Origin of the sequence: Burkholderia sp. 9120 (assembly GCF_000745015.1) — a bacterium.
Classification (GTDB): Bacteria; Pseudomonadota; Gammaproteobacteria; order Burkholderiales; family Burkholderiaceae; genus Paraburkholderia.
Genome location: NZ_JQNA01000001.1, coordinates 1,171,845 through 1,194,297, shown reverse-complemented (window position 1 = coordinate 1,194,297; position 22,453 = coordinate 1,171,845). Strand labels below are relative to the sequence as shown.

Here is a 22,453-nt window from a genome sequence, read left to right as displayed (position 1 = left end):
CAAAGTGTTTTGCTGAAACAGGCGTCGAAGTTAGCCGCGAGGTTCAATCATGTCTGAGCGTGATTCCGGCAGTTCAGGTCGCGCCAAGGCCACTTCGCGCGCCAAGACGTCTGATCAGGCGCCGTTCGGTGCATTCGTCCGCAAGCCGGTCGAAAAAGCCGAGGGCAAGGCGAAAGCCGAGGTCGTACCCGTTGCTTCTGGTGCTGCAGAAATGCGCCCGGAAACGGCGGAAAGCTGGCCGGCCGATTTGGTCGAGGTCGGCAAAATCGTCGATGCTTACGGCCTTAAAGGCTGGGTCAAGGTAGCCGCTCACGCGGATGCCGGGCATGGCGGCGACGCTTTGCTGAGCGCGAAGCGCTGGTGGCTGATGCAAGGCCATGAGCGCAAGTCGGCGCCGTCGTTGCAGGCGAAAACGCACAGCGACAGTGTGGTTGCCCAACTGGGTGGCGTCGCTGATCGTGACGTGGCGCTGGCAATGCGCGGTACGCGTATCTATATCAGCCGCAGCGAATTTCCGGCTCTCGAAGCCGACGAATTCTACTGGGTCGACCTGCTCGGCCTGGATGTGGTGAACGTTGCCGGGGTCCATCTCGGCAAGGTTGCAGACATGATCGACAACGGTGCGCACTCGGTGTTGCGTATCGAATATCCGGCTACCGACAAAAGCGGCAAGCCGGTTACCGGCGAGCGTTTGATCCCGTTCGTTGGCGTCTTTGTCAAAACAGTGGACCAGACGGCCAGGCTGATTACCGTCGACTGGGAAGCTGATTACTAAATCATTCGCTGAACGGAGAGAGCGATGCAGTTCGATGTCGTCACGCTCTTTCCCGACATGTTTCGCGCGCTGACCGACTGGGGTATCACCAGCCGGGCGGCCAAGCAGGAGCGCTACGGGTTGCGTACGTGGAATCCGCGCGATTTCACGACCGACAACTACCGCACGATCGACCATCGCCCATACGGCGGTGGACCCGGCATGGTCATGCTGGCCAAACCGCTCGAAGACGCGATCGGCGCGGCGAAAGCGGCGCAGGCGGAGCAGGGTATTGGCGCTCCGCGTGTCGTGATGATGTCACCGCAAGGCGCTACGCTGAATCACGACCGTGTCATGCAGTTCGCTGCAGAGCCCGGTCTGATCCTGTTGTGCGGCCGTTACGAAGCGATCGACCAGCGTTTGCTCGACCGTGTCGTCGACGAAGAGGTCAGCCTTGGCGACTTCGTGCTGTCGGGCGGTGAATTGCCCGCCATGGCGTTGATGGATGCCGTGGTGCGTCAGTTGCCCGGCGTGCTGAACGACTCGCAGTCGGCGGTGCAGGACAGTTTCGTCGATGTGCTGCTGGATTGTCCGCATTACACGCGTCCCGAAGAATATGACGGCGTGCGTGTACCCGATGTGCTGCTCGGCGGCCATCATGCGGAAATCGAGGCGTGGCGTCGGCGTGAAGCGTTGCGCAACACGCGGAACAAGCGGCCCGATCTGATCGTGAAGGCCAGAAAGAACAAGATGTTGAGCCGTGCCGACGAGGCATGGCTTACGAGTCTCGCGAAGGAAGAGTCGAAGGCGTAAAGCCTGCGGTCTTTCGAGCGGACACCAGGCGGCGCCGCACATGCGTGTACGGCGCCAGATGTGAACCCATCCTCTATCGGGGCCGTAGCGGAGCGTAACAAGGCAACTTGGCGCAAAGCAGGTACGAACGCCGACAAGATGGACCTAGGAGTCAGTGATGAATCTGATTGCAATACTCGAGCAGGAAGAAATTGGCCGCGCCCTCGGCGAGAAGACTATCCCCGCATTCGCCCCCGGCGATACGGTGATCGTCAGCGTGAACGTGGTTGAAGGTACGCGTAAGCGTGTTCAGGCTTACGAAGGCGTCGTGATCGCCAAGCGTAACCGTGGTCTGAATTCGTCGTTCATCGTCCGTAAGATTTCGTCGGGCGAAGGCGTCGAGCGTACGTTCCAGACGTACTCGCCGCTGCTGGCAAGCATCGTTGTGAAGCGTCGTGGCGACGTGCGTCGCGCGAAGCTGTACTACCTGCGCGACCGTTCGGGCAAGTCGGCCCGGATCAAGGAAAAGCTGGTCTCGAAAGACCGCGCTGCTTCCCAAGCGTAAATGCTGTAAGAAAAAGCACCCCTCGCGGGTGCTTTTTTGTTTGCCAGGTCAAAATAGCGGCACGCCCCCTTCCGCCTATTCGAGAGACCCGTTGATCCGCCCCGTCTTTGAGCCCGAAACCTTGCCTGTTGTCGCAACAGGCGCCGATCTGCCGCCGGTGGCTGGCGGGCGTCTCACGCCCGATGGCTTGCGAGCACGGTTCGAGCAGCGTCTTTCGTGGGCGCCCGAGCCGATCATCGAAGCGCCCTGGCGCGATACGCACGTCGATCCCCGTGTTGCCGCGGTGCTGGTGCCGCTAGTGGTTCGCGAGCACGGCCTCACCGTGTTGTTGACCCAACGTGCCGACCATCTGAACGACCACGCCGGCCAGGTGAGTTTCCCGGGCGGCCGTCACGAACCTTTCGATGCCGACGCCACCGCCACTGCACTGCGCGAAGCGCAGGAAGAGGTGGGTCTTGCGCCGTCGCGTGTTGAAATTCTCGGTGCGTTGCCCGACTATCTGACGGGCACCGGATTTCGCGTGACACCGGTCATTGGTCTGGTGCATCCGCCGTTCGCGTTGAAAGCGGATGCGCTCGAAGTCGCCGAAGTCTTCGAGGTGCCGCTCGCTTTTCTGATGGACCCCGCGAATCACGAAGAGCGTATCTTTCGCTACGAAGGCGGCGAGCGCCGTTTCTTCGCGATGCCGTACCCGCGTGCGGCGTCGGCGGAGACGGAGGCGGGTGACGAGAGCGGCAATCCGGTTGGTGGCCACCATTTCATCTGGGGCGCGACGGCGGCCATGCTGCGCAATTTTTATCGCTTTCTTGCGGCTTGAATCGCTGCGGGTTGTGCACTTGTTGGGTGTTTGTCAACGTCCTCGCTCAGTGGCATCCGACCCTGTGCTATCGTTATAAATCAATCGTAAAAACTCGAAAAGCACGGCGCATCGCATGACTTTTTTCTCCGTATTGCTGGCTCTGATCATTGAACAGGTGCGCGCGCTGTCGCCGAACAATCCGGTGTCCGCGCTGCTTCAATACCATGCGGAGTCGGCGGCGCACGGATTCGATGCCGGCAAGCCCAGGCATGGCTTGCTCGCCTGGCTCGTGGTGGTGGTGCCGTGGACGCTGGCCGTCGCGCTCGTCTACTACGTGCTCTATCACATTCACTTTGCGCTCGCGTTCCTGTGGAACGTCGCGGTGCTGTACTTCACGCTCGGCTTCCGGCAGTTCAGCCATTACTTCACCGACATCCACCTCGCGTTGAATAACGACGACGTGCCGCGTGCGCGTGAAATCCTGAATGAATGGACCGGGCTCGATACCGTGGACATGCCCGTCAGCGAAATCGTGCGTCACACGCTGATTCATGCGGTGGTGGCGTCACATCGTCACGTGTTCGGCGTGTTCTTCTGGTTCCTGATTCCGGTCGGCCCGGCGGGCGCGGTGCTGTATCGCATCGCCGAATATCTGGCGCGCACGTGGGCGCGGCCGGTCGACGATCGGACCGCCGCGTTTTCGAGCTTCGCGCAGCGTGCGTTTTTCGTGATCGACTGGGTGCCGGCGCGACTGACGTCGCTGGGCTTTGCGATTGTCGGCAATTTCGAAGACGCGATTTATGCATGGCGCAACCATGCGCGTCAGTGGCCGGATGCTAACGACGGCGTCTTGCTCGCGGCGGGCAGCGGTGCGTTGGGCGCGCGGTTGAGCGGGCCGTTGGCGGAACCCTCCAGCCTCGACGCGCTGACCACCGGCGACGGCGGTCCGATGCAGGTCGGCGACGACTGCACGCCGCGCACGTTGCAATCGGCGGTGGGGCTGGTGTGGCGTGCGGTGGTGCTGTGGATGATTCTGTTGTTGATGCTGACAATCGCGGTGTGGTTGGCTTAACACCCAAGCAAGGTCACGCAAGGCGACTCCAGCGTCACGTAGAGCGTGGAGCATAAAAAAACCGGGCAATCGCCCGGTTTTTTTATTCACTCATTCATTCACCCATCCAACGGATCCCGCGCCGTCCCACACTGCCAGCACACCGTAAACTGCGCCTCGAGCATTTCAGCGCACGCATGGCACCGCCACGAAGGCGACCCCACCGCCGGCCCCGCGACGCCGCCTCGATCAACCGCCGCGCCATCGCTTCGTCGCGCTCATCCACAAGCCACAATTCAGGCGCGCACTGATCCGCCGGAATATCCCCGAGCGCGCCGTTCAGATACCGGTTGTGCAACTCGCAACGAATACCCGCAGTCTCGAGCAGATTCACCCAGTGCTGTCCGATGATCAGATTCGGCGCGCGCATCAGCCTCATGTCAGCGCACGATCTGACTGGCTTCGTGCACGAGTTGCGCGTACAGCGCATGCCGTTCGTGACGGATGCTGCCGTCGGCGACCGCTTCGAGAATCGCGCAGCCCGGTTCCTGCAAATGATGGCAGTTATAGAACCGGCAGTTCGCAAGCAGCGGCCTGAACTCGGGGAACGCACGTTCGAGCCGGCCTTCGGTCAGATGATGCAAACCGAATTCCTGGAAGCCCGGCGAGTCGATCAACACACCGCGCTTGCCGCTGCCACCGAGATCCGGCAACGGATAAAGCCGCGTGAACGTCGTGGTATGACGGCCGCTGTTCAACGCGGTCGAGATTTCGCGCGTGGCGACTTCGGCGTCCGGAATCAGCAGATTCACCAGCGTGGATTTGCCCATGCCGGACTGGCCGAGCAGCAAGGTGGAATGCCCCTGCAGATGTTCGGTCAAGACAGCGAGGGCTGCCTCGGGCTGCGTCCGGATCGACACTTCCACGACCGTGTAGTCGAGCGCCCGATACGATTCGAGCCGCTTGCGCGCGCCCTCGAGTTCGGCCGTCACGTCGGTCTTGTTCAGCACGATCAGCGGCTTCAACTCGTTCGCTTCGGCCGCGACCAGCGCGCGCCCGAGCAGATCTTCGCTGAAGCGCGGTTCGGTGGCGAGCACGATCAGCAGTTGATCGAGATTCGCCGCAAAGAGTTTCGACTTGTACTGATCCGAGCGATATAGCAGATTGCGCCGTTCGCCGATCTCGACGATCACGCCTTGATCGGCCGAGGTCATTTCGTAAAGCACGCGATCGCCCACCGCGACTTCGCTGCGCTTGCCGCGCGGGAAGCACTGGAGCATCGGGCCGCCGTCTTCCGGCGCAACCAGGTAGTGACGGCCATGCGCGGCGATCACGAGGCCGCCTACGCGCGCGGCGGACGGGGCTTGCTTGGCCTTCGGGGAGCGGCCGCTCATGCGTGACGCAACAGTCGGTCGATCCGCTGCGACGCCGGCGGATGCGAGTAATAGAACGCGGTATAGAGCGGATCGGGCGTCAGCGTCGACGCGTTGTCCTCATACAGTTTGACGAGTGCGTTGACGAGATCTTGCGCATCGGTTTGGGTCGCGGCGAACGCGTCCGCTTCGAACTCGTGCTTGCGCGAGCTGAGGCTGCCGAGCGGCGTGACGAAGAACAGGAACACCGGCAGCGCGAGGAAGAACAGCACCAGCGCCAGACCGCTATTGCCGCCGATCAGCGACGGCCGCACGCCCAGGCCCTCGTAGAACCACACGCATTGGGAGAGCCAGCCTAGCAGGGCGAGCATCGCGAGACTGATCGCAAACGTGACGAGCATCCGCTTGATCACATGACGGCGCTTGAAGTGGCCGAGTTCGTGCGCGAGCACGGCTTCGATCTCGTTGCCCGACAGACGCGCGAGCAGCGTGTCGAAGAACACGATGCGCTTGGCCGCGCCGAAGCCGGTGAAGTACGCATTGCCGTGCGCGGAGCGGCGGCTGCCGTCCATCACGAACAGGCCCTTGGCGGCGAAACCGCAGCGCTGCATCAACGCTTCGATCCGGCTTTTCAGCGCTTCGTCCTTGAGCGGTTCGAACTTGTTGAAGAGCGGCGCGATAAACGACGGATACAGCACCAGCACGAGCATCTGGAACGCCACCCACACGACCCAGGTCCACAGCCACCACAGGCTGCCGGCCTGGTTCATCAGCCACAGCACGACGAACAGCAGCGGCAGGCCGAACGCGGCGCCGAGCAGCACGCCCTTCAGACGGTCGACGAAGAAAATGCCCTTGCTCATGCGGTTGAAGCCGAAGCGCTGTTCGACCACGAACTGCCGGTAGTAGTCGAACGGCAGATCGATCACGCTGGTGATCGCGATCACCGCCGCGACCAAAGCGATCTGGCCGGTGTAGCTGCGGCCGAGCCAGTCGGAGATCGCCAGATCGAGCGCCTGCACCCCGCCGAGCAGCGTGAGGCCGACCAGCACGGCGGCGCTGACGACGATCTCGATCATGGTGAGGCGAGTACGCTCGACGGTGTAGTCGGCGGCGCGTTGGTGCGCGGTGAGGGCGATGGTGCCGGCAAACTGGCTCGGCACCTGCTCGCGATGGCCGGCGACGAAGCGGATCTGCCGCGACGCGAGCCACAGTTTGGTGCCGACCATCGCCACGACGGCGACGACGAACAGAACGGTGAAGTACAGGGTAGGCATCCGGGGATTCCGTGGTATCTATGCGAGAATTATATGTTTCTTCCCGCCTCGCGGCGGGGCATAAGGCCAAACGCAGGCCAAACGCGGGCCAAACTGGCCCAAACGCTTCAAACCAATCTCAAACGAACATTCGCCGTGGCAGGCGCGCGGGTTGCACGCCGTCTGTCTGGCCATCAAGGTTGCCCTTCATGACTGACATCCTCGCATCCACCGACCAGCCGCTCGTGCGTAGCGACATGAATCTCGTCTGGCTGGACATGGAAATGACCGGGCTCGAGCCCGATTCCGACCGCATCATCGAAATCGCGGTGGTGGTGACGAATTCGACGCTCGACCGCCTGGTCGAAGGTCCGGTGCTGGCGATTCATCAGAGCGACGAGACGCTCGCCAGGATGGATCAGTGGAATCAGAACACGCATGGCCGCTCGGGCCTGATCGACCGTGTGAAGGCTTCCACGGTCAGCGAAGCCGACGCCACCGAGCAGATTCGCGAGTTCCTGGGCGCTTATGTGCCGCCGGGCAAATCGCCGATGTGCGGCAACTCGATCTGCCAGGATCGCCGCTTCATGGCGCGCTGGATGCCGGATCTGGAGCGCTTCTTCCATTACCGCAATCTCGACGTCAGCACGCTGAAGGAACTGTGCCGCCGCTGGCAGCCGGCTATCTACAAGGGTTTCCAGAAGCGCGCCATGCATACGGCGCTGGCCGATATTCACGAGTCGATCGACGAGCTGAAGTACTACCGCGAGCACTTCCTGATTCCGGCGTCGGCGGATGCGGCGGGCGCTGGGGAATAACGGGCGGGCTTTTCGCTGCGCCCGCGCATGCTTCCGCTTCCGGAAGGAGAGGGCGCAGTTCGTTGACTGCGCTTGACCCGTACTGGCTCAGACCTGCGCGATTAAGCTCAAGCTTCGGCTTGAGTGCGCAAAACCGGGCATCGACCTAAGGCTGAGGCGGGATCGAGGCCCACCTTTACCCTTGCTTCGCCGCCCGCAACGCGTTTTTCGGCCGGAACGCCTTCACCACGTCGGAATGGGTTTCCACATACGGACCGCCGATCAGATCGATGCAATACGGCACCGCGGCAAAAATACCCGGCACCTTCACCGCACCGCTTCCGCCGCCTGCATCCGCATCGCGCAAACCTTCCAGCGTTTCCTTGATCGACTTCGGCTGACCCGGCAGATTGATGATCAGCGCCGCGTGTTCCGCCGTTTCGCGAATCACCGCCACCTGGCGCGACAGAATCGCCGTCGGCACGAAATTCAGGCTGATCTGCCGCATCTGCTCGCCGAAACCCGGCATTTCCTTGGTGGCGACCGCGAGTGTCGCTTCCGGTGTCACGTCGCGGCGCGACGGACCGGTGCCGCCGGTGGTCAGCACCAGATCGCAGCCCACTTCGTCGACCAGTTCGATCAGCGTGGCTGAAATGGTGGCCGCGTCGTCCTGAATCAGGCGCGTGACGATCTGCCACGGCGAACTCAGCGCCGCGCCGAGCCATTCCTGCAGCGCCGGAATACCTTTGTCTTCGTAGACGCCAGTGGACGCGCGGTCGCTGATCGACACGAGGCCGATCACGATCTCGTCCGCATGCTGCCGCGTCGCACGCTCCACTTGTTCCGCCTTGTCCGACCGATTACTCGTCGTGGTCGTCATCATCGTCTTCCAAGGCGTCGTCAGCGTCGGAATCGGTCGCGGCGGACGGGCCGTCGGCGTTCTTGATCCACTTGAACAGTTCGCGGAAGTAACGCGGTGGTTTGCTCTGCTGCGCTTCCTTGCGAGCATTGCGGATCAGCGTGCGTCCCTGCTGCGGATCGGCGTTCGGGTGCTGGCGGATGAACTCGGTCAGCGCGGCGTCGTCGGCGAGCAGTTTTTCGCGGGTGCGTTCGATCCAGTGAAGTTTCGCCGTTTCCGCCTTGTTGACGCCGTTGTAGGTGTCGAGCGCGGTGCGCAGCGCGGCGGTTTCGTCGTCCAGCAGCGAGCGCATCACGCGCCCGACGTATTGCACCTGGCGGCGCTTGCCTTCGTGATCGGTGATGCGGCGCGCTTCGCGCACGGCGTCGTCGAGCTTTTCGGGCATCGGCATGCGCTTGAGCGCGTCTTTCGGCAAGGCGATCAGCGCCATGCCCAGTTCCTGCAGCTCATGCATGTCGCGCTTGAGCTGGGACTTGCTGGGACGGTCGTAACCGTTCTCGTCGATTTCCGGCTCGGCGGATTCGATGGGTTGAATGCGGGTTTTGCGTGTCATACCGATATTGTAGCGTGCCGCGCCCGTCGAACCGGCCGTCCTGGCGCGCGCGAGCGTTCGCGCCACGCCTGCCGAGGCGGATTGCGCATGACCTTGACGGTACGCTTTCGCACGGTTGCGCGCCCGCCAAAGCATCGTCGAAGTGACGCCCGGCGAATGCCAGGTACGGCGGCGCGGACCTTGCTATGATCGCGGGATGCGTTACGACGCAAATGCAGACACAGACGCAGACGCACATGCGTGGCAGGTACGAACACACAGGGCCGCTCGGCCCCGAACAGGACGGCAACGACAATGGCAGCAGACATGGACGTCAAGCAGCGCTTTTTTCCGCATACCCAGGATGAACTGAAGGAAATCGCCTCGGACATCCTTCGTCACGCGAAGTCGCTCGGCGGTACCGACGCGGCGACCGAGATCTCCGAAGGCGACGGCCTGTCCGTCTCCGTGCGGCGCGGCGAAGTCGAGACGATCGAGCACAACCGCGACAAGATGGTCGGCGTGACGGTGTTCATCGGCAACAAGCGCGGCAACGCGAGCACCTCGGACTTTTCGTCGCAGGCGCTGAAGGACACGGTCGCGGCGGCGTACAACATCGCGCGCTTCACGGCGGAAGACGATTGCGCCGGCCTCGCCGAAGCGGAGCTGCTCGAAACCGCGCCGCGCGATCTCGATCTGTATCACCCGTGGAATCTGAGCGCGGACGAAGCAGTGGAAATCGCCCGCCGCTCGGAAGACGCCGCCTTCGCGACCGATCCGCAGATCAAGAACTCGGAAGGCGCGAGCGTCTCGGCGCAGCACTCGCAATTCGTGCTGGCCACGTCGCGCGGTTTCCTCGCGGGTTATCCGTTCTCGCGTCACTACGTTGCGTGCGCACCGATCGCTGGCAGCGGCCGCAACATGCAGCGCGACGACTGGTACACGTCGACCCGCAACGCCGGCGATCTGGCCGATCCGGAAGCGGTGGGCCGTTACGCGGCGCAACGCGCGCTGTCGCGCATCGGCGCGCGTAGCCTCGACACCCGCAAGGTGCCGGTGCTGTTCGAAGCGCCGCTCGCCGCCGGTATTCTCGGCGCGTTCGTGCAGGCCACCAGCGGCGGCGCGCTGTATCGCAAGACGTCGTTCCTCGTCGACAGCCTCGGCAAGCCGGTGTTCGCGCCGCACGTGCAGGTGGTGGAAGATCCGCATGTCGCCCGCGCCATGGGCAGCGCGCCGTTCGACGAAGAAGGTGTGCGTACCAAACAGCGGTCTGTCGTGAAAGACGGCGTGGTGGAAGGCTATTTCCTCTCCACCTACTCGGCGCGCAAGCTCGGCATGCAAACCACCGGTAACGCGGGCGGCTCGCACAACCTGTCGCTGAAGAGTTCCAACACGCGTCCGGAAGACGACTTCGAAGCCATGCTGAAGAAGCTCGGCACCGGCTTGCTGCTGACCGAACTGATGGGGCAGGGCGTGAACTACGTGACGGGCGATTATTCGCGCGGCGCGTCGGGCTTCTGGGTCGAGAACGGCAAGATCCAGTACCCGGTTGAGGAAATCACGGTGGCGAGCACGCTGCAGGAGATGTTCCACCATATCGTTGCGATCGGCGCGGATACGATCACGCGCGGCACCAAGCAGACCGGCTCGGTGCTGATCGAACGGATGACGATCGCTGGGCAGTAAGCGGGTTGTCGCTGCGCGTTGAGGCGCGCAGCCGCAGCAACGCACAGCCCCCTCAGGCAGAAACAAAAACGCCACGCAAGTTCTTGCGTGGCGTTTTTTTATTCGAATGCGTTTGAGTCCGGCCGCAGTAGCCTCAAGCGCCCGTGCGCTTATAAGTCACGAACGCGTAATCGAAGTCATTCGGTGCATCCGCGCGATGCGTTTCATGCGCGACTTCTTCCCACTCGCTGTCGTCGAGCTCGGGGAAAGTGGCGTCGCCTTCGAAGTCGGCGGAAATCTCGGTGATGATCAGCTTGTCCGCCTGCCGCAATCCTTCCGCGTACAACTGCGCGCCGCCGATCAGAAACGCTTCCGGCGCCTGATCCTGGGCGGCGAGTTCGAGCGCTTCTTCAAGCGTCGTAGCGGCGTCGCAGCCCTGAAAGCGGCGCGTGGCATCCCGTGTCACGACAATGTTGCGGCGTCCCGGCAGCGGCCGGCCGATCGATTCATGCGTTTTACGGCCCATGATGATGGGCGCGCCCATGGTGGTGCGCTTGAAGAACGCGAGGTCTTCGGGAAGTCGCCAGGGCAACTGGTTGTCGCGGCCGATCACGCCGTTATTGGCGCGAGCGACGATCAGGGTGAGCGTCGTCATCGAATGGAAAGGGGAACGTAACCGGGACGATTCTACCTGACGCGCAGAAGCGGGCCCACGGGTGTGGACCCGCCCCTCGCTCAGGCCGTCACTCCTGCGCGGCGTCTTCGCCGGCGAGCACGGCCTTGTCTTCCACAGCGCTCAATTCGCGCAAGCCATGCAGTCCCATCAGCCGGTACAGCGTGACGCGCGAAATATTCAGATCCACCGCCGCCTCGTTCAAGCGATGCCGATGGCGCAGCAACGCCGTTTCGATCGCGCGCTTCTCGGCGGCCTCGCGTGCTTGCGATAGCGTCATGGTCTGCTGTTCGGTGAAGTGAGCGAGATCGAGGTCGTCGGCGGAAATCAGCTTGTTCTCCGCCATCACGATCGCGCGGCGCACCCGGTTGATCAGCTCGCGCACGTTGCCCGGCCAGGTGTAGTTGTAGAGCGCTTCGATCGCCGACGGCGTGAAGCCGCGAATCTTGCGCGCGCTGTCGGTCTTGAACTTGTGCAGGATGTGATGCGCGAGAATTTCGATGTCCTTGCCGCGCGCGCGCAACGGCGGTTCGTCCACCCGCAGCACGCACAGCCGATGAAACAGGTCGGCCCGGAAACGCCCTTCGCGCATGGCGTCTTCCAGATCGATGTGAGTCGCGGAAATGATCCGCACGTCGATCGGAATCGATTCGCGGCCGCCGAGGCGTTCGATCTTGCCTTCCTGCAGGAAGCGCAGCAGGCTCGCCTGGCTTTCGAGCGGCAGATCGCCGATTTCGTCGAGCAGCAGGGTGCCGCCGTCGGCGGCTTCGACCCGGCCGATCTTGCGCTGATTGGCGCCGGTGAACGCGCCGCGCTCGTAGCCGAACAGTTCCGACTGCAACAGGTGGTGCGGAATCGCGCCGCAATTGATCGCGATGAACGGCGCTTTGCGGCGCGGCGAGCGCTCGTGAATCGCCAGCGCGGTGAGCTCCTTGCCGGTGCCCGATTCGCCGGAGATAAACACGCTCGCGTCGGTGTTCGCTACCTTGCGGATGGTGCGAAACAGTTGCTGCATCGCTTCGCAGGTGCCGACCATTTCCTCATCGCCCGACTCGCTGCTGGGCGGCGGCATTTCCGGTTCGCACAGCGTCACCATGCCGAACGCGTGGCTGACCAGATAATCGACCGAGGCATTCGCCACCGGCATTTTCACGAAGTCGAAACAGTAGTGACGCACGAGTCGCCGCACGACCGGATCGTTCAACCGCTCGTGCGTGGCGAGCGCGATCCAGCCGACCTGCTGCTGCCGCAGACTGGCTTCGAGACCGGCCAGATCGCGCGGCGGAAAGCTCGCCAGATCGACGATGCCGGCACACGCCACGTCGGGCTTCACCAGCTTGCCGAGTTCATGTGCGGAGCGTGCCGACGCGACGTTCCAGCCACGGCTTTTCAGATGCGCGATCAAGGTCTCGTCCGGGGTGCGCGCCACATAGAGCAGCAGACGCTCGGTCCGTATGTGGGCCACCGCCGCCACGCCGCCGTTCGCGGCCACCGCCGGCGGCAGGTGCGGCGGAATGTCCACGGCGCGGGCCGCCGCGCTCTTTTGCGGCAGCGCGAGCGTCAGATGCGAACCCGCTCCCGCCACCGGAGCAACACTGGTCAGATGAGGTGATTCACGCACGTTCGACCTCGTATCGTTGGCATATCAGAATGTGTAGGGAAAGCGCACGCCGACCACGAAGTTCGGCGCGTCCGGCGTCAGGCCGACCGAGACCGAACCGTTGATGGTCAGGTGCTTGTTCACCACGTGGTTCAGCCCGAAATTCAGCGCGGCCGCGGTGGTCTCGCTGCCCGGCACCTTCGAGTACGAGCCGCCCGGCGCGCGCGTCTTCGATTCCGGTTCGAGCGCCATCGTGTACGAGATGCTGGCCGAGTCCTTGTCGGAGAACGCGAGCGCGACACCGCCGCCGAACTGCACGACGTCGCCGAGCTTGACCGTCGCCGGTTCGGTTTGTCCCTGCACCGACGAGATATCCGCGAACGAACGGGCGACGTTATACGTGTACGACAGGCTGCCGAACAGCACCACCGGGTCGTAGGTTTTCAACAGCGAGACGCCGGCCGTGACGTTCCACATGCCGGTGCCCGTGGGCAGCTTGTTCGGTGCCACCAGGTTGGTGTTGTTGGCGTCCACCTGCACCAGCTTCTGGCCGAACGGCGAGGTGCCGGTCGGGGCCTTGATGCGCAGACTGCCGACCACGTCGGGCAGGCTGTTGGTTTCTTTCAGGAACTGGTAGTAGATCCCGAAGTTGATGTCGCCGACATTGCTGCCGTTCACCGACGCGTCCGACAACGTGTTCGCCGCGCCGCCCGCGCCGCCGACAATGAAGTTGCTATGCCGGTAGATGTACGGCACGTCGACGTCGATACTCATGCGGTCGGTCAGACCGTAGCGCGTATCGAGATCGGCCATCACCTGGTGCGACTTGGTCTCGCCGAGGTTGATGTTGCCGAGAAAAATCGCGTCGAGCGCAAGGAAGCCCGACAACTGCAACTGGCGGCGATCGTAGTAGGTGTCGCTGATGCCCCAGTCCAACGTCAGCTTATGGTCGAAGAGCGGCGCGTGTTCGCGTTGCACGACGGCTTCTTCGGCTTGTGTGCGCACCGGTTCGTTGGCTTTCTGGGTCGTGCCGATCGCGCCGCTGCCGTCGGTGGCGGCGGGCAGGCCGCCCGCGCTGTTGCCCTCGGGCGTTGGCGGGTTGACGGGCACGCCGGTGGCGGTGCCGGTGGTGCCGCCCGGCGCCGGGACGCCCGGATTGACCTGGGCAAGCGGCGGTAACGGTACCGGTAGCCCGTCGGCGCCGGGCTGTTCGGCCACCGCTTCGCTGCCGGCCGGCGCACCGTAGCCCGGCACGCCGCGGCCGCGTTGCGCCATCTCGAGATTGGTGACTTGCGTTTCGAGTGAATGGATCTGCCGTTGCTGCTCGTCGACGACTCGCATCAACGTGTTCAGACGGTCTTCTACCGATTGTCCCACCAGCGCCTGAGCGCCGGCACTTTGCGAAAGCGCGAATAGCAGGACGGCGGCCGGAATGGCCGCCAGTGCCGTGCGCGGCATTCTGGTCGATGAAAAATTATTCATTTTGTGTTCCCCCGGTGTTCCGGCTGCACGCCGTCCGTTGCCGGGCGGCGCGCTGCCGTATCTTTACTGCTGGTCCTACGGTTGGCGGGTGGCGGCCCGCCGCGTCATCTCCGGTTTTGCAGCGCTTGTAGTACGCCTAACTGACGGATCATCGCGGCTGACATTTGCTGCGTCTGCAAACTCAACTGCAATGCGTTGGCGACTTGCTGGTTATTGCCTGCAATCTGTAGTAACTGGGCGATCTGCCCGTTGCCTGGCGTGATGGTCTGGGTGGCGAGCCCAGCCGGTGTTTGTAATGCGACGCTAATGCCATTGCTGCCGAACGTGATGCCGGCTTTCACTGAGCCGGTCGAATTGCTGGCCGCTGCTGACGGGACATTGGCGGCGCCCCCCAGAATCACGGCGTTATTATTGAAATCGATGACTGCCGAGTTGGAACCCGTGTTCTTATCGCCCGCGACCTGGGTGACTTGCGACACCCCGTTGACCGAAATGTTTTGTCCGCCCGTGGCTTGAGCATTCGGGTTGGCGCCCGTGTTGCCTGCATTGCCGCCGTTGCCTCCCGTCACGCTCGCCATCGAATTGACGGCGGTGGTGACCTGTCCGACGGCGTTCTGCACCGCCGACAGCGTGCCCTGGGCGAGGGCGGTCACGCCGTTGGGCAACTGCCATTGCGAAATGACGTTCAGCACGAAGCCGGAAATCATCGTGCCGCCGGCGTATTTGCCGGTCTGGGTCGCGAGTACGTCGTCGCCGACCATCTGCACCTTGAGGGCTGCAGCGTCGGTATCGTGAGCGGCGAGAAATTCAGGCACCGGTGGCGAGCCGGTGCCTTGTGCCGCATGGGCGCTGCTGGTCAGGCCGCACATCAAGGTGCAGATGGCGAGCCCGAGCTGAGTGAGCTGTTGCTTCATGGTTGAGTCAGAACAGGTCTGCCTTGATCAAGCCGTACTCGACAAAGGGAGTCGCCGCGGTGCCGTTAGCCAGCGCGTTGGCGCGCAGCTTCAGCGCAAGCGACTCGTTGTCCTGCAAGAGCGGTGAATCCTCCCTGAAGGGTTTGCCGAGGACCGCGAAGACGAGACCGTTCCAGGTCTTCGCGAAGTCCTCCTGCATCACGATGCGATTGCCCAGCGCCGGATCCGCAATGAAGATGCGGCCTTGCTCGGCGTGCTTGACGATCACGAAGTGTTCGTACCCGTCGATGTTCATCAACACCATCACGGGAATCTGTAAATGCTGGAGTGCGTCGACGGTGACCCGGAAGCCGCGGCCGCGCATGCCGATGGTCTCGACGAACTTCTTCATGTCGAGCATCGAGAAGCCATTCTTGACCACCACTTCGGGCGTGGAGAACACCATCATCCGGCGGATCAGTTCGGTCTCCGGAATGTCGATGCCGTAGCCGAATTTGAGGAGGGTCGCAAGCGCTGCCGCACCGCAGCTGTAGTCGAACTGCTGATTGACGATGTGGCTGTAACGGATGTCCTTCATCGAACGAACCGTCTTCGTCAACGGCACGCCCGCGAAGGTGGACGTGTCGATGCTCGCCTGCGCGTAAGTCTGGTCCACGCACAGCGTGCAGCTTGCCAACGCTACGGCGAAGCGTAGCGCCGGGAACCCCTTGAACCCGGACATGCTGGTCTCCTGCTTTGTGGTCGCGCCGGCCGCTTCGATGGCGGCCGGCGCTTCCTCCCTGCTGCTTTTCTGGCTTCTTCTACCCGCTGTCGCGGTGCTGTCAGCTTAGTGACCGCTGTTCAGCGCTGCGATCGCGAGGCCGTTGTGTTGCAGGTTGCCCGCGCCGCCGGCAATGTTCACGCCGATGTTGCCCGACGCGTTCATCAAAGCGCCTGCGCCCAGCATCGCGGTGCCCTGGAATTGACCCTTGACCGACATGTTGGCGGATTGCGAGTTGTCATCCGTGGCGACCATTGCCGTGGTTTCGGCATTCATCGGCGTGGTCGTCGTCACTGCACCGGCGAGGCTGTTGTTCTGCACGTTGCCGATACCCGACGAGACGTTCACCCCGACATTGCCCGACACGCTTTGCAGCGAGTTGTCGCCGATCGACGCGTTCAGATTGAAGTTGTTGATCTTGGCGGTGCCGGCCGAGCTTTGCGCGTTGAAGATCTGCGCATTGCCGAACACGTTGCCGACGTCGACCGAAGCGAGCGACACGTCGTTGCTTTGAGCGTTGTCGATACCTTCCGTGATGTTGATGCCGAGGTTGCCCGAGACACCGTTGGCGGCGCCGTTGCCGGTCGTGGCGGTGAGCGTGCCGGCGGCTTGCGTGTTGATGTGCTGCGTCACGGAGCCTTTGGTCGTCACGTCGGTCGTGGCGAGGCTGGCGTCGATACCCCAGGCTGCGCCGTAGGCGTCGGTGGAAGACGAGGAGCTCTTCGAATAGCTGGACGACTGTTCGCCGACCGCGGCGTAGCCGGAGCCCTGGCTAGCCTTGTAGCCCCACACCTTGCCTTGTCCCGAACCTTCGCTGGCTTCGAAGCCGCCCGCTACACCCGCCGAGTTGGCATAGCTCGATTCGTTGTAGCCGGCCGAGAAACCGCCGCTTGCATGCGCCGAGCCTTCGCCGAAGAACGGCGTATTGAAGCCCTGATAGTTGTAGCTGCCGCCGATCGAGCCGCCGGCCGCGATATGGCCGCCGGCGTTCTGGCTGGTGTGGCTGAAGCCGCCTTCAATACCGGCTGCCTGCTGGCTGAACGAATAGCCGCCGCCTTGCACCGCGCTGCTCTGGCTGCCGTACACATAACCGGCCGACGCCTGAGCGCCTTGCGAGCTGGACGATTTCGACGAATGGCTTTGCGTCAGCACGGCGTACGCGACGCCGCCGCCGACGACCGACGACGAGTTGTTATTCACCGACGTCGTCACGTGGCCGCTCGTGTAGCTCTGGGCTTGCGGGTCGAGCGACGCGTTGACGCTGACCATCTGGCTGTTGTTGATCACCGCGCCGGCCGTGCTGGACACGTGCACGCAACCGTACAGGCCAACCAGACCTTCGACGCCGACCGCTTCACCCACCAGCGTGGCATTGAACAGGTAGACCTTTTGCGGTGCGGCAAAGGCGCTGCCGGATGCGGCAACGAGGACGGCTGCGGCAATAAGAGTGCGCTTCATGATTCGCTCCGATACTTTAAGTGTGGTCAGTTAAAAAAAGTGCCCGCCGGGGGACGGAGCACAAAACTGTTTGCCGTGGCATTACCGGCGCCGGCTGTCTGGTTGATCTGCACGATCCCGCCGACGTTCCTGAAGGCATCGCTGGAGATGTTGGCTTCGCGGACGCTATGAACCCCGATGGATTGACCCAGACTTCCGTTTTTCGGGGCCGTCGCGGATAGCTCCCCATCCGAGACGGTCTCGACTCCGAGCACAGCGGCGGTCCCGATCTGGGTGCTGTTGCGCTGCAGATTCCCTGCTCCGGCGGACTGGTTCACCAGTACCGCGCCGGATGTATTCGAAAAAGCATTGGCTTCGATCGACGCCCGCGCCGTCGTGACCTTCGCGGCGACGCTCGCGCTTTGCGTGCTGACGTTGGCATTGCCGACCGAGCCACCGTTTGTGAGCGTGATCTGATTGGCCTGCGCGTTGTCGAGGCCGGCCGTTTCATTGACCGCGAACGCGCCGGTGACACCCGCGCCGGCGCCGTTGCCGATGGTCGCATTGGCGCCGACGGTCGGCACGGCTTGCGCATGCGCCTGGCCGGCCAGCAGCGCCACGCCGCCAAAGCACAGGCACAGCGCGGTATGCAGCGAACGAAAGCGCGGTGAACGCGAGTTGAGCGGGTTCATTTCAAACCTCCGAGCGAGCCGCTCAGCGCGTTCGACAGCGGTGCCAGCGCGCCGGTGACCGACGAGGTGATCGTGCCGCCGATCCCCGGGCCGGGCAGGCCGATGCCGCCCGCGTTCAGCGCGACGTTGTTGCCGGTCGACTTGCCGCTCAGGATTTGCGTGACCGCCTGCATGCCGGTGCCGCCGAGCACGCCGCCGTCGGCGACGCCGCTGGACCCGTGCGCATTCGTCAGATCGGTATCGCCCACGAGTTGGGCGATTGCCGGATTGAAGGAATTGGCCGGGAAAGTGGTGGCGCGTACGGCGACCGGATCCTGATCTTTCGGCACCGGGATGAACGCGTCACGCGGCGTGACCGTGCGTTCAACGATGATGTCGCCAGGATTGACGGTCTGTTGCGCGTTGGCGCAGACGCTGAAACATGCGGCGAGCAGGGCGGCTCCGGCTAGTGCGGCCAGGGCGGCGGGACGGCGGGCCGGGTGCGAGGTCGCCTGCGGCGACCTGTGCGCGTACGGCATGCGGGTTGAGATAGTCATTTCGGTCCCTTGCCTTCGTCTCTGTGAGCGGGTGGCGCGCTGTGCGCGTCACCGTCGCCGGTATGCGTCGTTAATCTGTTCGGTTACTTTCTTTGGTAATTGGCCACGTTGCCTTGCGCGGAACGCGCGGCGTCGACCGGAATCGGCAGCGGCGACGAGGGCGGGGCGATTTCGTCCCACAGCGTCACGCCGTTACCGTTGCCGTTGCCACGCATCAACTGCGGCGTCGCCGCGACCATCAACATGCCGACCGCGCCGCCGCGTTGCCGCGACAAGACCTGGTCGTCGAGCGAAAAATCGTTCACCGATGCACCATCGACCGGAAGGCTCAGCACGTTGCCGGCGAGCAGGCGGAATTCGCTGGCCATCGAGGTCGCCCAGTCGGGCGCGGCCTTAACGCGGAGCGTCGCGTTCGTGAACGAGGCGAAGCCGCTGTCGTTCGAGTCGGCGGAATCGGCCAGCGTGGCGGTTTGCGCCTGGACAGCCTGTTGAGCGCGGACGCCGGCGGGCAGCACGAACAGAGCGGCTGCGGCGCACAGTGCGGCGCAAGATGCGAGGCTGCTCAGTTCGGTGCGGAAAGCGAGTCGCATGATGTGTCTCCTTGGTGCACAGCATTTAGCGAAACGTGTGCCATCACTCGCAATCCATTGGTGCATCTGGATGCGACCCGCATACCCCGGAGTCAGCCTCGACAAATCGGACAAAAACGTTTCAGCGCTGAAACGGCAGGCAGAAAATACCTATAATTTGTTAATTGCGGCGGTACGAAGTACCTTCGGGTCTACGCTAGGAAAAGCGCTTCCACTCGTCTTTTATTTGTCGGCTTAATCTCGGTGGATCGCCCGCTAAACCTTACTGGGTATGGGATTTGCGATTAAATTCGCATAATTGTTTTCCAAGCGACGCGCGTATAGTAAGCTCTCGAAAAAGAGCTTCAGATTTAAAAAAGCCCGCTAACGGGCCGTCTCAAACACACACGCCGCTTTCTTGGGGATCAGCTGTCCGCACGGAATGGAATGGCCGTTCGGTTTTTGCTATTGCGCGAATCCCGAACGAGTCAGCGTGTCTGAATCTTGGTTCAGGTGCGTGCGTCATCCTTAACGTTCGTTGACGAGAGGATCTGAATAATGGAACCCGCAACGCGGCAACTGATTTATGTTTCACGCGACCCGAGCGCGGAGCTGAACACACGCTTTCATCAGCGTGGCTGGCATGTCGAAGTGGTGGGATCGGCGCGCGACGTGCGCCGGGCGGTTCGCGCCGGAATGGCGGCGGGCGGCCTGCTCGATCTGTGCAGCGACTTCCAGCCGCATGAAATTGCCGCCTTCGAATCCTGCCTGACCATGCCGAACGTCGGCTGGGTCGCGGCCACGTTGCCCGGCCAGTTACAGGACGCCGCTTTGCGCCGGCTCGTGCGCGACTACTGTTTCGACTATGTGACGGTGCCGTATTCGGGCGACCGCATCGTCGATTCGGTCGGTCACGCGTACGGCATGATCTCGCTGGGCGAACCCGCTTCGAACGATGCATCGCAAGGCGCCGAAGGCGAAATGGTCGGCTCGTGCGACGCCATGCTCGCGCTGTTCCGCTCCATCCGCAAAGTGGCCATGACCGACGCGCCGGTGTTCATCTCCGGTGAATCGGGCACCGGCAAGGAATTGACGGCGGTCGCGATTCACGAACGCTCGGCACGGCGCAACGCGCCGTTCGTGCCGATCAACTGCGGTGCGATTCCCCCGCATCTGTTGCAATCCGAACTATTTGGTTATGAGCGCGGCGCGTTCACGGGCGCGAATCAGCGCAAGATCGGCCGCGTGGAAGCCGCCAATGGCGGCACCTTGTTTCTCGATGAAATCGGCGATCTGCCGCTCGAAAGCCAGGCGAGCCTGCTGCGCTTTCTGCAGGAACGCAAGGTCGAGCGGCTCGGCGGCCATGGTGCGATCGACGTCGACGTGCGCATCATCTCGGCCACGCACGTGGATATGACCGCCGCGATGATCGAAGGGCGCTTTCGCTCCGATCTGTATCACCGTCTGTGCGTGCTGCAGATCGACGAGCCACCGCTGCGCGCGCGGTAAGGATATCGAACTGCTTGCGCGGCACATGCTGGAACGTTTCAAGAAAGATGCGAGCCGCCGTCTGCGCGGCTTTGCGCCGGATGCGATCGCGGCGCTGCATAACTATGGCTGGCCGGGCAATGTGCGCGAACTGATCAACCGGGTGCGGCGCGCGATCGTGATGTCGGAAGGGCGCGCGATCACGGCGCGCGATCTGGAACTGGCCGAGTATGTCGAGATCGTGCCCGTGTCGCTCGCGCAGGCACGCGAGGCGGCCGAGCGTCAGGCCATCGAACTGGCGTTGCTGCGCCATCGCGGCCGTCTCGGCGACGCCGCCCAGGAACTCGGTATTTCGCGCGTCACGTTGTACCGCCTGTTGTGCTCGCATGGCATGCGGCATATGGAAGGCGAGCCGCTCGCCGCGCCGCACGGCGAATTGCCGGCGTCGGTGCCGCATCTCTAGGCTCGGCTTTCGACCGACCTCGCGAGTGTCGCGGGCCGGGCGGAAGGCGGGTATCACTATTTTCTCCGCTTCATACCGCGCTCCGGCGTCGTTCGGCCGCGCTTGTTAAAATCGGGTTTTCCGCTCAATTTCCGTGGCGCGTCTCGCTGTTGCGCCGCGCGCGTCGTCGAAGGAACCCGCATGAAACAGTATCTGGACCTCGTCCGCACGATTCTCGACACCGGCACATGGCAGGAGAACCGTACCGGCATCCGCACCATCAGCATGCCGGGCGCGATGTTGCGCTTCGACCTCCAGCAAGGTTTTCCCGCTGTCACCACGAAAAAGCTGGCGTTCAAGTCGGCGGTCGGCGAACTGGTTGGATTTTTGCGCGCGTCGCGTAGCGCCGCGGATTTTCGCGACCTCGGCTGCAAGGTATGGGACGCGAACGCGAACCAGAATCCGCAGTGGCTGGCCAATCCGTATCGCGAAGGGCCGGACGATCTCGGCGACGTGTACGGCGTGCAGTGGCGCCAGTGGCCGGCCTACAAGGTGCTCGACGCGGGCGCGAGCGCGCAGTTGGCCGACGCGCAGTCGCGTGGCTTCCAGGTGGTGACCGAATTCGACGAGAACGGCAGCCCCAAAGTGCTGCTCTACAAGGCGATCGACCAGTTGCGGCAATGTCTGGACACGATCATGCAGAATCCCGCCGACCGGCGAATTCTGTTTCATGCATGGAACCCCGCTGTGCTGGATCAGATTGCGTTGCCGGCTTGCCATCTGCTGTATCAGTTCCTGCCGAACGTCGCGCGGCGCGAAATTTCGCTGTGTCTGTACATTCGCAGTAACGACGTTGGGCTCGGCACGCCGTTCAATCTGACCGAAGGCGCGGCGTTGCTGCATCTGGTGGGCCGCTTGACGGGCTATACGCCGCGCTGGTTCACGTACTTTATCGGCGACGCGCACATCTACGAGAACCAGCTCGATATGTTGCAGCAGCAGTTGACGCGTGAGCCGTATGAGAGCCCGGCGTTCGCGATTTCGGACCGGGTGCCGGACTACGCGAAGACCGGCGTGTATGAACCGGAGTGGCTGGAGAAGATCGAGCCGTCGGACTTTTCGCTGGTGGGTTACCGGCATCACGAGCCGTTGACCGCGCCGATGGCGGTCTGAGCGAGGGCGGCCACCAGAGTGGCGAAGCGAACCAGGAGGTGAATCGGCCCTTTTCCGCCTGGCGGAGAGCTGCCACCGACGTTTCCTAAATCCCCCGACGACCTTCGGTCTCGGGGGATTTGCTTTTGGCGGACACGCCAGCGAAGACATCGGCGTTCGCGGAGCGAAGCGCCCTATGTGGCTG

General features: G+C 63.1%; 21 protein-coding genes and 2 pseudogenes. 9 read left to right on the top strand and 14 right to left on the bottom strand.

Annotation, left to right across the window (positions count from 1 at the left end; translation table 11 throughout):
• Positions 1–49: 49 nt before the first annotated feature.
• The 5 genes from rimM (at position 50) to FA94_RS05265 (ending at position 3,982) form a co-directional block, all read left to right on the top strand.
• Complete coding sequence (rimM, locus tag FA94_RS05285) at positions 50–775, top strand: ribosome maturation factor RimM (protein WP_035547508.1); 726 nt, start codon at positions 50–52, stop codon at positions 773–775.
• Between the two features lie 24 nt (positions 776–799).
• The gene (gene trmD / locus FA94_RS05280) at positions 800–1,567 is read left to right on the top strand and encodes a tRNA (guanosine(37)-N1)-methyltransferase TrmD (protein WP_035547506.1); all 768 of its coding nucleotides are present in this window, start codon (positions 800–802) and stop codon (positions 1,565–1,567) included.
• Between the two features lie 157 nt (positions 1,568–1,724).
• Complete coding sequence (gene rplS, locus FA94_RS05275; protein ID WP_035547504.1) at positions 1,725–2,111, top strand: 50S ribosomal protein L19; 387 nt, start codon at positions 1,725–1,727, stop codon at positions 2,109–2,111.
• A 91-nt stretch (positions 2,112–2,202) separates the two neighbouring features.
• A complete protein-coding gene (locus tag FA94_RS05270; RefSeq protein WP_035547499.1) occupies positions 2,203–2,928 on the top strand; it encodes a CoA pyrophosphatase in 726 nt (241 codons plus the stop codon).
• A 115-nt stretch (positions 2,929–3,043) separates the two neighbouring features.
• Positions 3,044–3,982, top strand: a complete 939-nt coding sequence (locus FA94_RS05265; protein WP_035547496.1) for a CobD/CbiB family protein — start codon at positions 3,044–3,046, stop codon at positions 3,980–3,982.
• Positions 3,983–4,080: 98 nt separating this feature from the next.
• On the opposite strand, the pseudogene FA94_RS05260 reads toward FA94_RS05265, so the two are convergent.
• The 3 genes and pseudogenes from FA94_RS05260 to FA94_RS05250 all read right to left on the bottom strand — a co-directional run bounded on the left by FA94_RS05260 (position 4,081) and on the right by FA94_RS05250 (position 6,611).
• A pseudogene (locus FA94_RS05260) lies at positions 4,081–4,400 on the bottom strand (putative signal transducing protein).
• Position 4,401: 1 nt separating this feature from the next.
• Entirely contained in the window at positions 4,402–5,355 is a 954-nt protein-coding gene (gene rsgA, locus FA94_RS05255; protein ID WP_035547493.1) for a ribosome small subunit-dependent GTPase A, read from the bottom strand.
• Complete coding sequence (locus FA94_RS05250; RefSeq protein ID WP_035547490.1) at positions 5,352–6,611, bottom strand: M48 family metallopeptidase; 1,260 nt, start codon at positions 6,609–6,611, stop codon at positions 5,352–5,354. Before FA94_RS05250 ends, rsgA begins: the two co-directional genes overlap by 4 nt.
• A gap of 188 nt (positions 6,612–6,799) precedes the next feature.
• Here FA94_RS05250 and orn point away from each other — a divergent pair, with 188 nt between their 5' ends.
• Positions 6,800–7,408 carry an oligoribonuclease gene (orn, locus tag FA94_RS05245; RefSeq protein WP_035547487.1) on the top strand — a complete coding sequence of 203 codons (609 nt, stop codon included), beginning with the start codon at positions 6,800–6,802 and terminating at the stop codon, positions 7,406–7,408.
• Between the two features lie 175 nt (positions 7,409–7,583).
• On the opposite strand, the gene mog is transcribed toward orn, so the two are convergent.
• Positions 7,584–8,267: a molybdopterin adenylyltransferase gene (gene mog / locus FA94_RS05240; protein ID WP_081935688.1), complete on the bottom strand. Its 684-nt coding sequence runs from the start codon at positions 8,265–8,267 to the stop codon at positions 7,584–7,586.
• Positions 8,248–8,859 (bottom strand): ribosome biogenesis factor YjgA, encoded by a 612-nt coding sequence (gene yjgA, locus FA94_RS05235; RefSeq protein WP_035549351.1) that lies wholly within the window; start codon positions 8,857–8,859, stop codon positions 8,248–8,250. Before yjgA ends, mog begins: the two co-directional genes overlap by 20 nt.
• A gap of 294 nt (positions 8,860–9,153) precedes the next feature.
• On the opposite strand from yjgA, the gene pmbA reads away from it, so the two are divergent.
• Positions 9,154–10,524 carry a metalloprotease PmbA gene (gene pmbA / locus FA94_RS05230; RefSeq protein WP_035547483.1) on the top strand — a complete coding sequence of 457 codons (1,371 nt, stop codon included), beginning with the start codon at positions 9,154–9,156 and terminating at the stop codon, positions 10,522–10,524.
• 133 nt (positions 10,525–10,657) lie between these two features.
• On the opposite strand, the gene FA94_RS05225 is transcribed toward pmbA, so the two are convergent.
• The 9 genes from FA94_RS05225 to FA94_RS05185 all read right to left on the bottom strand — a co-directional run bounded on the left by FA94_RS05225 (position 10,658) and on the right by FA94_RS05185 (position 19,187).
• Complete coding sequence (locus FA94_RS05225) at positions 10,658–11,158, bottom strand: dihydrofolate reductase (protein ID WP_035547481.1); 501 nt, start codon at positions 11,156–11,158, stop codon at positions 10,658–10,660.
• Positions 11,159–11,246: 88 nt separating this feature from the next.
• The gene (locus tag FA94_RS05220) at positions 11,247–12,797 is read right to left on the bottom strand and encodes a sigma-54 dependent transcriptional regulator (RefSeq protein WP_035547478.1); all 1,551 of its coding nucleotides are present in this window, start codon (positions 12,795–12,797) and stop codon (positions 11,247–11,249) included.
• A 24-nt stretch (positions 12,798–12,821) separates the two neighbouring features.
• The gene (locus FA94_RS05215; protein WP_035547475.1) at positions 12,822–14,258 is read right to left on the bottom strand and encodes a hypothetical protein; all 1,437 of its coding nucleotides are present in this window, start codon (positions 14,256–14,258) and stop codon (positions 12,822–12,824) included.
• A 104-nt stretch (positions 14,259–14,362) separates the two neighbouring features.
• Positions 14,363–15,172: a hypothetical protein gene (locus FA94_RS05210; RefSeq protein ID WP_035547472.1), complete on the bottom strand. Its 810-nt coding sequence runs from the start codon at positions 15,170–15,172 to the stop codon at positions 14,363–14,365.
• Between the two features lie 7 nt (positions 15,173–15,179).
• Positions 15,180–15,893: a C39 family peptidase gene (locus FA94_RS05205; protein ID WP_035547468.1), complete on the bottom strand. Its 714-nt coding sequence runs from the start codon at positions 15,891–15,893 to the stop codon at positions 15,180–15,182.
• 105 nt (positions 15,894–15,998) lie between these two features.
• The gene (locus FA94_RS05200) at positions 15,999–17,390 is read right to left on the bottom strand and encodes a FapB/FapC family functional amyloid domain-containing protein (RefSeq protein ID WP_035547466.1); all 1,392 of its coding nucleotides are present in this window, start codon (positions 17,388–17,390) and stop codon (positions 15,999–16,001) included.
• A 26-nt stretch (positions 17,391–17,416) separates the two neighbouring features.
• Positions 17,417–18,061, bottom strand: a complete 645-nt coding sequence (locus tag FA94_RS05195; protein WP_197070176.1) for a FapB/FapC family functional amyloid domain-containing protein — start codon at positions 18,059–18,061, stop codon at positions 17,417–17,419.
• The gene (locus FA94_RS05190) at positions 18,058–18,597 is read right to left on the bottom strand and encodes a FapA family amyloid fibril periplasmic chaperone (protein WP_156126531.1); all 540 of its coding nucleotides are present in this window, start codon (positions 18,595–18,597) and stop codon (positions 18,058–18,060) included. The genes FA94_RS05195 and FA94_RS05190 overlap by 4 nt, the downstream gene beginning before the upstream one ends.
• An 83-nt stretch (positions 18,598–18,680) precedes the next feature.
• The gene (locus tag FA94_RS05185; protein ID WP_035547464.1) at positions 18,681–19,187 is read right to left on the bottom strand and encodes a hypothetical protein; all 507 of its coding nucleotides are present in this window, start codon (positions 19,185–19,187) and stop codon (positions 18,681–18,683) included.
• A gap of 537 nt (positions 19,188–19,724) precedes the next feature.
• On the opposite strand from FA94_RS05185, the pseudogene FA94_RS05180 reads away from it, so the two are divergent.
• Together FA94_RS05180 and FA94_RS05175 are read left to right on the top strand one after the other, a co-directional pair.
• A pseudogene (locus FA94_RS05180) lies at positions 19,725–21,117 on the top strand (sigma-54 dependent transcriptional regulator).
• 180 nt (positions 21,118–21,297) lie between these two features.
• Positions 21,298–22,269, top strand: a complete 972-nt coding sequence (locus FA94_RS05175) for a thymidylate synthase (protein WP_035547461.1) — start codon at positions 21,298–21,300, stop codon at positions 22,267–22,269.
• The last annotated feature ends 184 nt before the right edge of the window (positions 22,270–22,453 follow it).

What these genes read in the sequence shown, in the direction of transcription:
- FA94_RS05215 (WP_035547475.1), bottom strand. Translation starts at nt 14,258, where the DNA reads ATGAATAATTTTTCATCGACCAGAATGCCGCGCACGGCACTGGCGGCC.
- FA94_RS05190 (WP_156126531.1), bottom strand. Translation starts at nt 18,597, where the DNA reads ATGACTATCTCAACCCGCATGCCGTACGCGCACAGGTCGCCGCAGGCG.
- FA94_RS05265 (WP_035547496.1), top strand. Translation starts at nt 3,044, where the DNA reads ATGACTTTTTTCTCCGTATTGCTGGCTCTGATCATTGAACAGGTGCGC.
- FA94_RS05195 (WP_197070176.1), bottom strand. Translation starts at nt 18,061, where the DNA reads ATGAACCCGCTCAACTCGCGTTCACCGCGCTTTCGTTCGCTGCATACC.
- FA94_RS05210 (WP_035547472.1), bottom strand. Translation starts at nt 15,172, where the DNA reads ATGAAGCAACAGCTCACTCAGCTCGGGCTCGCCATCTGCACCTTGATG.
- mog (WP_081935688.1), bottom strand. Translation starts at nt 8,267, where the DNA reads ATGACGACCACGACGAGTAATCGGTCGGACAAGGCGGAACAAGTGGAG.
- orn (WP_035547487.1), top strand. Translation starts at nt 6,800, where the DNA reads ATGACTGACATCCTCGCATCCACCGACCAGCCGCTCGTGCGTAGCGAC.
- trmD (WP_035547506.1), top strand. Translation starts at nt 800, where the DNA reads ATGCAGTTCGATGTCGTCACGCTCTTTCCCGACATGTTTCGCGCGCTG.
- yjgA (WP_035549351.1), bottom strand. Translation starts at nt 8,859, where the DNA reads ATGACACGCAAAACCCGCATTCAACCCATCGAATCCGCCGAGCCGGAA.
- rsgA (WP_035547493.1), bottom strand. Translation starts at nt 5,355, where the DNA reads ATGAGCGGCCGCTCCCCGAAGGCCAAGCAAGCCCCGTCCGCCGCGCGC.
- FA94_RS05250 (WP_035547490.1), bottom strand. Translation starts at nt 6,611, where the DNA reads ATGCCTACCCTGTACTTCACCGTTCTGTTCGTCGTCGCCGTCGTGGCG.
- FA94_RS05205 (WP_035547468.1), bottom strand. Translation starts at nt 15,893, where the DNA reads ATGTCCGGGTTCAAGGGGTTCCCGGCGCTACGCTTCGCCGTAGCGTTG.
- rimM (WP_035547508.1), top strand. Translation starts at nt 50, where the DNA reads ATGTCTGAGCGTGATTCCGGCAGTTCAGGTCGCGCCAAGGCCACTTCG.
- FA94_RS05175 (WP_035547461.1), top strand. Translation starts at nt 21,298, where the DNA reads ATGAAACAGTATCTGGACCTCGTCCGCACGATTCTCGACACCGGCACA.
- pmbA (WP_035547483.1), top strand. Translation starts at nt 9,154, where the DNA reads ATGGCAGCAGACATGGACGTCAAGCAGCGCTTTTTTCCGCATACCCAG.
- FA94_RS05225 (WP_035547481.1), bottom strand. Translation starts at nt 11,158, where the DNA reads ATGACGACGCTCACCCTGATCGTCGCTCGCGCCAATAACGGCGTGATC.
- FA94_RS05185 (WP_035547464.1), bottom strand. Translation starts at nt 19,187, where the DNA reads ATGCGACTCGCTTTCCGCACCGAACTGAGCAGCCTCGCATCTTGCGCC.
- FA94_RS05200 (WP_035547466.1), bottom strand. Translation starts at nt 17,390, where the DNA reads ATGAAGCGCACTCTTATTGCCGCAGCCGTCCTCGTTGCCGCATCCGGC.
- rplS (WP_035547504.1), top strand. Translation starts at nt 1,725, where the DNA reads ATGAATCTGATTGCAATACTCGAGCAGGAAGAAATTGGCCGCGCCCTC.